This is a genomic window from Candidatus Izemoplasmatales bacterium (assembly GCA_041649275.1).
GTDB lineage: Bacteria > Bacillota_I > Bacilli_A > Izemoplasmatales > Hujiaoplasmataceae > UBA12489.
In genome coordinates this window covers 20,613-31,969 of sequence record JBAZNL010000016.1, presented here as the reverse complement: position 1 = coordinate 31,969, position 11,357 = coordinate 20,613, and the positions used below count along the sequence as shown (strand labels likewise).

At 61.4% G+C, this 11,357-nt stretch carries 12 protein-coding genes; 1 reads left to right on the top strand and 11 read right to left on the bottom strand.

Annotation, left to right across the window (positions count from 1 at the left end; all coding sequences use genetic code 11):
• The 10 genes from rplK to cysS form a co-directional block, all read right to left on the bottom strand.
• Positions 1-334, bottom strand: a 334-nt coding sequence (rplK, locus tag WC509_07605) for a 50S ribosomal protein L11 (protein ID MFA5007319.1), incomplete at its 3' end; no start/stop codon positions are given.
• Between the two features lie 157 nt (positions 335-491).
• The gene (locus WC509_07600; GenBank protein ID MFA5007318.1) at positions 492-2,912 is read right to left on the bottom strand and encodes an ABC transporter ATP-binding protein/permease; all 2,421 of its coding nucleotides are present in this window, start codon (positions 2,910-2,912) and stop codon (positions 492-494) included.
• Between the two features lie 13 nt (positions 2,913-2,925).
• Positions 2,926-5,175, bottom strand: a complete 2,250-nt coding sequence (locus WC509_07595; GenBank protein ID MFA5007317.1) for an ABC transporter ATP-binding protein/permease — start codon at positions 5,173-5,175, stop codon at positions 2,926-2,928.
• Positions 5,176-5,281: 106 nt separating this feature from the next.
• Positions 5,282-5,821 carry a transcription termination/antitermination protein NusG gene (nusG, locus tag WC509_07590; protein MFA5007316.1) on the bottom strand — a complete coding sequence of 180 codons (540 nt, stop codon included), beginning with the start codon at positions 5,819-5,821 and terminating at the stop codon, positions 5,282-5,284.
• Positions 5,822-5,836: 15 nt separating this feature from the next.
• Positions 5,837-6,352, bottom strand: coding sequence for a preprotein translocase subunit SecE (gene secE, locus WC509_07585; protein MFA5007315.1), 516 nt, complete (start codon positions 6,350-6,352; stop codon positions 5,837-5,839).
• 10 nt (positions 6,353-6,362) lie between these two features.
• Positions 6,363-6,509, bottom strand: a complete 147-nt coding sequence (gene rpmG / locus WC509_07580; GenBank protein MFA5007314.1) for a 50S ribosomal protein L33 — start codon at positions 6,507-6,509, stop codon at positions 6,363-6,365.
• A gap of 61 nt (positions 6,510-6,570) precedes the next feature.
• Positions 6,571-7,113 carry a sigma-70 family RNA polymerase sigma factor gene (locus WC509_07575; protein MFA5007313.1) on the bottom strand — a complete coding sequence of 181 codons (543 nt, stop codon included), beginning with the start codon at positions 7,111-7,113 and terminating at the stop codon, positions 6,571-6,573.
• Positions 7,114-7,117: 4 nt separating this feature from the next.
• On the bottom strand, positions 7,118-7,831 hold the full coding sequence (gene rlmB, locus WC509_07570) for a 23S rRNA (guanosine(2251)-2'-O)-methyltransferase RlmB (GenBank protein MFA5007312.1): 714 nt from the start codon (positions 7,829-7,831) through the stop codon (positions 7,118-7,120).
• A gap of 90 nt (positions 7,832-7,921) precedes the next feature.
• Positions 7,922-8,356: a ribonuclease III domain-containing protein gene (locus tag WC509_07565; protein ID MFA5007311.1), complete on the bottom strand. Its 435-nt coding sequence runs from the start codon at positions 8,354-8,356 to the stop codon at positions 7,922-7,924.
• On the bottom strand, positions 8,304-9,641 hold the full coding sequence (gene cysS, locus WC509_07560; GenBank protein MFA5007310.1) for a cysteine--tRNA ligase: 1,338 nt from the start codon (positions 9,639-9,641) through the stop codon (positions 8,304-8,306). The genes WC509_07565 and cysS overlap by 53 nt, the downstream gene beginning before the upstream one ends.
• A 188-nt stretch (positions 9,642-9,829) precedes the next feature.
• Between cysS and WC509_07555 the strand changes: the two genes are divergently transcribed.
• Positions 9,830-10,999: a GGDEF domain-containing protein gene (locus tag WC509_07555; GenBank protein ID MFA5007309.1), complete on the top strand. Its 1,170-nt coding sequence runs from the start codon at positions 9,830-9,832 to the stop codon at positions 10,997-10,999.
• Positions 11,000-11,064: 65 nt separating this feature from the next.
• Here WC509_07555 and WC509_07550 read toward each other — a convergent pair whose 3' ends face one another.
• On the bottom strand, positions 11,065-11,262 hold the full coding sequence (locus WC509_07550; GenBank protein ID MFA5007308.1) for a cold-shock protein: 198 nt from the start codon (positions 11,260-11,262) through the stop codon (positions 11,065-11,067).
• Between the last annotated feature and the right edge of the window lie 95 nt (positions 11,263-11,357).

The window sequence follows — 11,357 nt, the reverse complement described above, 5'->3', positions numbered from 1 at the left end:
TCTGCGCTCCGAGATCGCGGAGCTGGGCGCGGGTGATCGTCGCGACCGTCTCCTTCTTGGAGTTCGCGGCGCCCTTCTGGATGTTGCACGCCTTCTTGAGCAGGTCGCTGGCGGGCGGGGTCTTGGTGATGAACGTGAACGATCTGTCGTCGTACACGGTGATCACGACCGGGATCACGCTGCCGACCATGTTCTTGGTCCGTTCGTTGAACTGCAAGCAGAACTGCTGGATGTTCACGCTCGCCTGGCCCAGTGCGGGTCCGATGGGCGGAGCGGGGGTGGCTTTGCCGCCAGCGATCTGCAGCTTGACGACTGTCTTGACTTCTCTTGCCACGAAATGACACCTCCTGAAATTCGTGTGTGGTCTGCGGGCTCCTTTAGAGTCCTCCCATTGTCAACGCGTGCTCTGGACACGCGCTCAAATATTATACAACGACGCCCGCGCCCGTGTCAAGAAATATCTTTGCCGTCGAAACGGGCGCGGAAGGACGTCAAATGTCGTACTTGGCGTTGATCTCCGAAGGCGTCTTGCGGAGGAGCGAGAAGATCGGGATCATGCCGAAGATGACGTTGATCGCGAAGATCCCGACGATGCCGAGGAGGAAGAGGTGAAGCGGGAAGTAGAAGATCGACGAGATCATCCCGAAGGTCTTCTCGATCTCGCCCACGACGTAGGTCATGATCAGATACCCGGGCAGCGAGCCGATCGCCGTGAAGGCGAGGATCTCGGAGACGAAGATCTTGTAGATGTCGCCCTTGGTGGCGCCGATCGAGCGGTAGATGCCGATCTCCTTGATCCGTCCGAGCATCGACGACCGCGTCATGAAGAAGATGTAGACGACGATGCCGCCGAGGGTCACGAGGATCGTCGTGATGCGGCCGGCGACGGCCGCGCGGGTCTCAGCGACATAGCGGCTGCGGGCGGTGCCGTAGGCGTCGGCGGCCTCGTAGTCGAGCGCCGCGATCTCGCCGGCGGCGAGGTCGACGTCGTCGGCATAGAAGAGGAGGCTGGATCCCTCGCCGGAGGAAAGCCGGTTCTGGATCGTCAGTTTCATCGACAGCGAATCGTTGAAGACGTAGCCGTAGGTCTCGTCGCTTTCATATAGGCCGACGATCGTGACCGACGAGCCGGCGATCATCAGGTCTTCGCCGATCGTCATCCCGGTATCCGCGGCCGCGACGATCTCGTCGGACGCGGCGATGTCCGCGCCCGCGACGATGTCGTAATGCCCGGTCGCAGTGCCGTACGGCACGGCGTTGTAGGCGGAAAGGGTCTCCGAGAACGCGAGGATGTTCGCGTCCGTTAGGACCAGGACGGGAGCGTCGGAAGCGACGACGCCGACGATCGTGAGCGGGATTCCGCTCGTGTAGTAGCCGTAGGAGACGGTCGCCCCGAGGAGTTCCTCGTAGGTGTCGACGCCGAGGTCGAGGACCGCCTTCTGCTTCAGGATCGCATCGGCGATCCAGACGTCGACGGCGATCTCGCGGTTGTTCGCGGGCATCGCGCCGGCTTCCATCTCGTAGGTGCCCAGACGCGAGACCGGAACCGGGAACCCCTGCGTGTAGGCGGCCATCGCCTGATTGCCGCTGCCCTGGTAGTAGTCCTCGGCGGTGACGCCGACGGGCAACAGCGAGACGTACGGCGAGACGCCGACGGCGGACGTGTCGGCGACGATCGCAAGGACGTCGGCGTACGACATTCCCTGCTTGATCGTGACGTCGACGAGGTCCTTCCCCGTCGTCATGAACTCGGACGGGTCGACCTTCGTGAGGTTTCCGAAGGAAGCGAGGTTGTAGACGGTGAGCGCGGAGATGAGAAAATAGGCGATCAGGAAGATGCGGCGGAAGAACTTGCGCTGGCCGAGGATCTTGCGGAATCCCGACAGGAGGCTGTCTCGGAAGCGGATGAACGATCCGCGTCCGGCCTCGCGCTCGACCGCGCCGAACTGGGCGAGGTCGAACGACGACTTGGCGATGTCCTCGGTCTCCGGTTTCTTGTAATGTTCCTCGAGGAGGCGGATCTCGGAGTCGTCGGCGAGGTATTTCACCTTGACCGAGGCATCCGCCTTGACATAGAGGGTGTTGTTGAAATGGATGACCTTGAGGTCGATTCCGGCGGGGACGTCGCCCTTGTGGTAGAAGGTCACCGGAACCGGCGAAACGCCCGTCTCCTTCTCGAGGTCGAGGAGGTAGACGTTGCGGTCGTCGACGTGTTCGAGGGTGCGGTTGCCTTCGTTCAGCTCGTCCTTCGCGACCTTTCCGTCGGCGATCTCGATGACCCGGTCGGCGTAGAAGTCGACGAGTTCGCGCTCGTGCGAGACGAGGATCACGAGACAGGTCTGGCTGATCTTCTTGATGATGCCCATGATCTCGAAGGTGTTGTTGGCGTCGAGGTTGCCGGTCGGCTCGTCGGCGAGCACCACCTTCGGGTTCTTGGCGATCGCGCGGGCGATCGCGACGCGCTGCTGCTGGCCGCCGGAGAGCGCCTGGACGTTGCGCTTGCGGAAGTTGTACATGCCGACGCTGCGGAGCACGTAGTTGATGCGCTCCTCGACCGCCTTCTTGTCGAAGAGGCCGGCGATGTTGAGGGCCGCCTCGACGTTCTCGTAGACGGTCTTGTCGACGATCAGGTTGTAGTTCTGGAAGATGTAGCCGACGTACTTGTTGCGTAGCGCGTCGATCCGCTTCGGATCGTAGCGCTCGATCGTCTCGCCGTCGAAGACGATCTTCCCGGAGTCGAAGGAATCGAGTCCGCCGATGATGTTGAGGAGCGTCGTCTTGCCGCATCCGGACGGACCGGTGATGGCGACGAGGCCGACCTCGGGGAACGTCAGGGAAGTGTCGTTCACGACGTGGATGAAGTTCTGCTTGCCTTTGTTGTAGAATTTCTGGACATGGGACAGGGAGATCATCGCCGGCACCTCCTCACTCGGCCTTCAGGGTCCGCTGGACGGACTCCCCGAAGACGCGACGACAGTATTTACCCGAGATCAGAAGCGCCATCCCGATCAGGATCCCGAACAGGATCAGGTACGTGCCGACGTTGTAGTACTTGATGACCTCCGTCAGGAAGGTCTCCTGCGTGTTGAGGGCGATCAGCGTCCCCGCCACGATCGCGTAGGCGACGACCGCGGTGAAGACGTTCTCCAGATAGATGAACGCGGTGATCATCCTCCGGCTCGCGCCGATCGTGCGGTAGATCGCGTAGTCGTGCATCTTGGTGTTGATGATCGCGCGGAAGATCACATAGGTGATGAGGGTGGCTCCGGCGAGCGTGAAGAACAGGAAGAAGCCCGCGGAGAGGATGTTGAGGAGCACGAAGAAGCGCGCGTATTCCTCCCCGCTCTGCGAATCGTACGGGTAGAAGACGGCGAATTTCGGCTCGAGCACGCCATCGCGGATCGCCCCGATCGACCGGATCGTCCAGTCGACGCCGACGTCGCTCTCGGTGAAGGCGCTGACCTGGAAGACGCCGTCGCCAAGGAGCGCCTCCGCCGTCGCGGGATGGATCCGCATCGTGTACTTCCCGTCGATCTGCGCGGGCACGTATTCGAAGTGAATGTCGGAGAACGTCTCGGTCCGGTAGAAGTCGGCGATCGTCAGGGTTCCGTCCGCCTCGCAGACGTCTTCGTCGGGGTCGCAGGACGACGCGTAGTAGGGGGCGTAGACGGTGTCGAGGGGAACCGTCTCGTCAAGTTCGAGGGTATACTGGTTGAAGATGCCGGAAAGCGTGAACGGATCGCCGAGGTTGTCGGTACCCGTAAACGTCGACGCGGCGAACCCGCCGGCGAGGTAGACGTAGGCCGTGACGTCCGCCAGGGAGACGTCGTCGAGCAGAATGAAGTCGGAATAGTACCCCGCCGAGACGTCGAGCGCTTCCGAGGAGACGAGACCGACGACGGTGACGCGATCGTCGGAGGCCGTTCCCCATTCGCGGCCCGTCGCCACGGCCAGGTCCTTGCCGAGGTAGGTGTCGACGTAATCGTCGAGGTAGAGCTCGTTGGTCGCGAGCACGACCTCGTCCGCGGCTTCGGGCATCCGCCCGGCGTAAAGCGTCTCCGCCGTCACAAGGCCGAGCGGGAGCGGGTAGGGATTCAGGTAGTCGTAGTAGCCCCACTCGTTCGCGACCAGCGCCTGGTAGCCGAGGGCGTAGTCGAGGATGAAGTCGTTCTCGACATAGAGCTTCACGTTCGCGACCTCGAGGAGCGAAGCCAGGTCCTCCGGTGTGAAGGCGGTCCGGTCCGCCTTGCGGACGACGACGCGGGTGATCGAGGTGTTGGTGAAATAGTAGTTCCCCCAGTCCTCGTAGTCGCGCATGGAGGCGTTGAAGGCGCCGTAGGCGAGCGCGACGAAGAACGAGAAGACGGCGAACACGAGGATCATCAGGATCGACTTGCGCGGCACCGCCAGAAGGTTCCGGAGGGCGATCCCGAGGTGGTTCGTCGGCGACAGGCGCGTCTCCGCGTCGGCGATCTTGGGAAGATCCCTCTTCGCCGTCGGCCGGACCTCGACGTCCTCGACGATCTCGCCGTCGAAGATGCGGATCTTGCGGGTGGCGTAGTCCTTCACCTGGTCGTAGTCGTGGGTGACGACGATCACGAGCTTGTCTTTGGCGATCTCGTGGAGCAGTTCGATGATCTGCTTCGCGGAGACGGAGTCGAGGTTGCCGGTCGGTTCGTCGGCGGCGATGATCGGCGCGTTCTTGGCGAGCGCGCGGGCGATCACGACGCGCTGCTTCTGACCGCCGGAGAGTTTCGTCGACTTGTGGTGGATGTGCTTCTCGAGGCCGACGCGGCGGATGATGTCCATCGCCCGCGGGCGGATCTCCGTCTTCGGGACGCCGGCCAGGATCAGGGGCGCCTCGACGTTCTGGAGAACGGTGTAGGAGTCGATCAGGTTGTAGTTCTGGAAGACGAAGGCGACGTACTTCTTGCGGAAGTTCTCCATGTCGGCGACGCTGAAATAGGAGGTCTCCTCGCCGTTCAGGTACATCTCGCCCTCTTCATAGGTGTCGATTCCGCAGAGGACGTTCAGAAGCGTGGTCTTGCCGGAACCGGATTCGCCGACGATGGCGACGAATTCGTTCTGCCGGAATTCGAGGTTCACCTTCCGGAGACCGAGCGCGATCACGTTGTTGGAACTGTAGTATTTCGATACGTTGACGAGCTTGAGCATGGGACACCTCGGAAAAAAGACGTCAAAAGGTATTATAACACGAGCGGCGAGGGGTTATCGACCTTGAAAAAGAAAAAGCCAGATTTCTCTGACTTTTTTTACAGGATTACAGAACCTCGATGTCGGCGAAATCGAGTTCGATCGGGGTCTTGCGGCCGAACATCTCGAGCAGGACCTTGACGGTTCCCTTCTCGTCGTTGATGTTTTCGATCGTGCCGATCTGGCCGGTGAAGGCGCCGGTCGCGACCTTGACGTTCTGGCCGATCTTGGCGTTCAGCTTCTGCGCCTGCAGGAGGCCGCACTTCTTCAGGATCGGATTGATCTCCTCGGGAAGCAGCGGAATCGGCTTGGTGCCGCCGCCGGAGGAACCGAGGAAGCCGGTGACGCCGGGGGTGTTGCGGACCACGAACCACGAGTCGTCGGTGACGATCATCTCGATGAACACGTAGCCCGGGAACATCTTGACCATCTTTTCCTTGACGGATCCGTCGGCCTTCTTCTCGGCCTTCAGTTCTTCGGGGATCATCACCTCGAAGATCTTGTTCTCCATCTGCATCGTCTCGATCCGGCGCTTGAGGTTCTCCTTGACGGAGTTCTCAAACCCGGAATAGGTCTGGACGATGTACCACAAACGTTTGTTTTCCATCGCAGGGCCCTTCGCCTAGAGGGTATAGAGCCACTTGAACAGCGGATCGAGGGCGAAACCGTAGAGCGTGAAGACGATGATCAGGAACACGAGGAAGCCGAACACGCGGATCGTGTCGACGCCGAGTTCCTTGCCGGTCGGCCAGGAGACCTTCTTCATCTCCGACACCGACGGACGGATCACCGGGATCGCGAGGAAGACGATGACGAGCGCGCCGACGAGGATCAGGAAGACGCCGGTGAGGATCCGCTTCAGGTCGGTCTCGAAGAAGAAGTCGATGAACGCGTAGCCCGAGCTGCCGAGGGCGACGGTGAGGTCGGTGGAACCGAACTTGCCGAGGATGATGTAGACGCCGTAGAGGATCAGGACCGGGCTCAGGATGGCGAGCAGCCAGTTCTCGAACGCATATTCCTTCTTCAGGATTTCCATGATGCGGGAATGCTTCTCATCCGGGTTCTTGGCCAGCTGGGGCTGGACGGCGGCTTTGACTTTCTTGACTTTCTTCTCTTCCTTGACGATCGTGTCGGCCATGGCGGTCCTCCTATTTGCTTTCCTTGTGGAGCGTATGTTTCTTGCACTTGTCGCAGTATTTCATGATTTCGAAGCGGGTTTTCATGTCCGCCGGCCTTTTGATCTCGTAGTTGCGGGACAGGCATTCCTGACAGATCAGAACGACTTTGTCTTTCATCATTTCACCAACTCGCTTGCTTTATTAAATGTATCAAAATAACATTATTTTGTCAAGGAAATCATGGTTCCAAACGCATTTTAATTTTTTTGCGGATGCGTTCCACGGCGTTGTACACCTTTTTCGGCGGAACCGCCATCGCGGCCGCGATTTCGGCGACGGGACGGTTCCGGATCATCCGTTCCTCGAAGATCCGTCTCTCGAGCGGCGAGAGCGTGCCGATGCCGTCCTCGATCTCGTCCTTCGTGTAGTACGTCGCCTCGGTCTCGCGGACCTCGTCGGCGATCAGGAGCGGGAGGCGTTCGGTCATGAAGCGGTTCTGGCGCTGCCTCGTGCGGATCACCGAGATCAGGTGATGCTCCAGGTTGGATTCGAAGTAGCGGGTGAACGACTTGTTCATGCGGTCGTCGAAATGCACGATCGACCGGTGCATGACCATGAGCGCTTCCTGGAACCGGTCGTCGTATTCGGCCGCGAGGTTGAACTTCGCGATCTTTTTCGCAATCAGCCAACGGTACTTCTCGAACATCAGGTTCCAGGCCTCTTCGCTGCCCTGCCTGATCAGATCGATGATCTCGTAGTCGTTGTAATTGCGAAAATCCAACGGGTCATCCCCTCTTCCGCAGAATCTCGAAGACGATGATGCCGGCGGCGACCGAGGCGTTCAGGCTGTTGGCCTTCCCGACCATCGGGATCCGCACCAGGTAGTCGACGCTCTCTCGTATCAGCCGGCCGAGCCCCTTCCCTTCGCTTCCGATGACGACGCAGAGCGGCGTCGAGACGTCGATGTCGGTATGCTTCTTCTCGGCGTCCATCGTCGTGCCGACGATCCAGAAGCCGCGCTTCTTGAGCTTCTCGATGGTCGTCGCGAGGTTGACGACCTCGATCATGTCGACGTACTCGAGCGCTCCCGACGCGACCTTGGCGACGGTTCCGGAGAGTCCGGCGCTCCTGTCCTTGGGAAGGATGACGCCGGTCACGCCGCCCGCTTCGGCGGTGCGGACGATGGCGCCGAGGTTGTGCGGGTCCTCGATGCCGTCGAGCATCAGGTAGAACGGCTTGCCGACGTTCTTGTGCTTTTCGAAGGCCTCGTCGAGCGAAAGCGTCCGATAGTCGTCGACCGTGAGCGCGACCCCCTGGTGGTTGCCGGGACAGGCGCGGTCGAATGCCGCCTTGTCGAGGACCTCGATCGGTACGCCGGCGCTCCGCAGCGTCACGGCGATGTCGTCGTTCGTGCCCCGCTGGATCCGTGCGGAGCGCACCGGCCGGCCGGCGGCGAGGATCTCCCTGCAGGGATTTTTTCCATAGATCGTGACGGGCATGTCGTCGCCCCCCCTTTCATTGTATCACGCGGCGGCGGTTCGGCCGCTGGAAAGAAGCGGCCCGTTCCGGGCGTGAAAAACTCCTCCCGTTCAGAGGAGTTCCTCAACCGCCGCGATCGCGGCGGAAAGCAGTTCGTCGAGGCGTTCGCGGCGGCCTTCGAGGTAGAGGAATCCGAACAGGGCCTCAAGACCGCTGGCGCGATGGTAGGTGGCCGGGTCGGCGTTCTTCGGCGTATGCGAAGCCGGCGCGTTGCGTCCGCGCTTGTAGACGTCCGTCTCCTCCTCCGTGAGGATGTCGGAAAGGAGCCGGTCCGCGGCGGCGGCTTCGCCCTGCGCGGAGGTGAAGCGGATCGCCGCGCGGTGAAGGTCGTCGGTCTTCGTCAGGCCGCGGGCGAGCAGATGCTCGCGGACCCGGAGTTCGTAGACGGCGTCGCCGACGTAGGCGAGCGTCGCGCCGTTGTAGGGGACCACGTCAGACGAGGTCGCGCCGGACCAGTTCGGCGCGGTAGCCGTCTGCCGAAGCAAAGTCCTTCGCCCTCCGGGCGTCCTCCCAGGCCGTGAAGAGCGCGCGTTCCTCGGCGGAAAGGATCCGGAGGTCCGGATCGAGGCCGAGGATGCCGAGCATGTACTTGGCCGCCTCGAGCGCCTCGTTCATGAGGCGGGGATCGGCGGGACGGCGCAGGAGGTTGTTCAGGATCTTGAGGAGGGCATTGAATGCGGTCAGGGCGTTCGGGGTGTTGAAGTCGCTTTCCATCGCCTCGTCGAACCGGGCGACGGTGCCGGCGATCTCCGGATCCTCGACCTTCGCGCCCGGATTCAGGGCGTCGGCGCGGTCGAGCGCATGGAACAGCGTCTGGACGCTCTTTCTGGCCCGTGCCCAGTCCTTCTGGTAGTTCTCGAGGTTCTCGAGCGAGAAGCTGAGCGGCGCGCGATAGTGGGTCGCGAGGAGGAACATGCGGTAGCCGAGGAGGTCGCCCTGGAGGTCCCTCACCTTGATGTCGTTGCCGAGGCTCTTGGACATCTTCTCGCCGCCGATGTCGAGGCGGCCGTTGTGCATCCAGTAGCGGGCGACGCGGTGATGGTCGTGGGCGCAGGCCTGGGCGATCTCGTTCTCGTGGTGCGGAAACATCAGGTCCATCCCGCCGCCATGGATGTCGATCTCCTCGCCGAAGATGTCGTCGATCATCGCGACGCACTCGGTGTGCCAGCCGGGACGACCGACCGAGAACGGCGAATCCCAGCGGATTCCTTCGTCGGTCCTTTTCCAGAGGGTGAAGTCGAGCGGCGATTCCTTCTTCTCGTTCACCTCGACGCGGGCGCCGGCGATGAGGTCGTCGAGCTTGCGGTTGGAGAGGCGTCCGTACTCGTCGAAGCGGGAGACGCGGAAGTAGACGTCGCCGTCCACGAGGTAGGCGTAGCCGGCATCGACGAGTTCCTTGATGTAGGCGACGATCTTGTCCATGTAGCGGGTGACGCGCGGCTGGATGTAGTCGACGTTCGAGCCGAGGGCCTTCACGTCGCGCAGGAAGGCGTCGATGTAGAACTGGCTCACGGCCGCCTCGTCCTTGCCCTCCTCCTTCGCCCTGGCGATGATCTTGTCGTCGACGTCGGTGAAGTTCGAGACGAACCGGACCACATTCCCCTTGGCCTGAAAATATCGCCGAACGACGTCAAAGAAGACGACCGGACGGGCGTTTCCGATGTGGATGTAGTTGTAGACGGTCGGCCCGCAGACGTACATCGAGACGGTTCCCTCGTGGTGCGGGACGAACGTTTCGAGGGCGCCGGTATAGGAGTTGAAGACTTTCATGAGGGCCACTTCCATTCTTCATTGCGTAAGATTATTATACAACAATCGGCCCCGATAGACAACGAAAAGGGCGAAGGCGGGGGCGCGAAGGACCGAAAACCGCACAAGCGGCCCTCGACACGATACGAATGTGGTAGAATGGAGATGGAATCCGCCTCGCAGGGCGGACGGAAACGGAGGAACCCGCCATGAAAATGAAGGAACGGCTCGCGAAGATCGCGCGAAACGTCGGCGACGCCTATCGCGACTTGCGCCGGCACGGCACGGAATTCGTCGCGCTCGCGACGGAAACCAATTTCGTCCGCTTCCGCCTGATGGTGTTCCTGGCGTTCCCGCTCATCGCCGGCACGATGGTCTGGGTCGCCTCCGTCGACCCGGGAAACGATCCCGGGACGGCGCTCTGGCGCACCTGGATCCTGATCATCGACGGCGTCATGATCGTCTCCCAGTTCGCCCTTCTCGGGATCCTGGCGCTGTGTCGCCGCGCCGGCAGGAAGCGCGCGATGGTCGTCCTCCAGTATCTCGGCGTCGGCCTGCTCATTGCCCTCAACGCGGCGAACACGGCCGTCGGCCAGTACGTCAGTCCCAACATCACCGTCTTCATCTACGCCTGCGTGCTCGCCGGCTTCGCGTTCTTCATCCGGCCGACGGCGGCGGCCACGATCTTCGCCGTCAACTTCGTCATCGCCACCGTCGCGATGGGGTATACCCAGACCGATCCGCTCCAGCTGGCGTCGAACCGCATGAACCTGCTCGCGACGGTGACCCTCGGCTTCTTCTTCTCGATCGTCGGGTGGCTGAACTTCATGGCCAAGACGCGCCGCACCGACCTGATCCAGTCGCAGACGAGCGCGCTCGCCAAACTCGCGAACACGGATCGCCTCTCGGGACTGCTGAACCGCGGGGCGATGGAGGACGCGATCCGCGAAGCCTACCTTGCGCAGGCGGAAGACGCGCAGCCGATCCCGATCTTCATCCTCGACCTCGACGAGTTCAAGCTCGTGAACGACGGGTTCGGCCATCCCGCCGGCGACCATCTGATCCGGATGGTGGCCGGAACCCTCCTCCGCGAGGTGCCGAAACCGGCGCTGATTTCGCGTTGGGGCGGCGACGAATTCATGGTCGCCTGTCCGATCCGCTCGATGGCCGAGATCCGCGTGCTCGCCGAACGGGTCCGCGACGTGATTGCCACGACCGGCTATCCCTTCGAGGGCGTCGTGATCCACACCTCCGTCTCGATCGGCGTCTCCCGCATCGACGCGACCTTCGACAAAGGCTACCGCGACGCCGACAAGGCCCTCTATCTGGCGAAGCGCTCGGGCAAGAACCAGGTCAAGACCGTCGACGACCTCCGATAATGCCGTCAAACACGAAAAAAGGCATCCGCGAGGATGCCTTTTTAGGTTGAATATCGTTTTGCTTATTACAGTTTGACGATATTGGCAGCTTGGGGACCGCGGGCGCCGTTCACGACTTCGAAGGAAACCTTCTGGCCGTTCTCGAGAGCCTTGTAGCCTTCGCCTTGGATTGCCGAGTAGTGAGCGAAAATGTCTTTTCCGTCTTCGCCGGTGATGAATCCATAACCCTTTTCTGCGTTAAACCACTTGACCGTGCCGTTCATTTGTAACTGTGTTTCTCCTTTAATTTTATTTTTGATGCTGATAACATTATACATCGGGGATGCTTCGATTGCAAGCGTTATGTGCCCGGAATCGC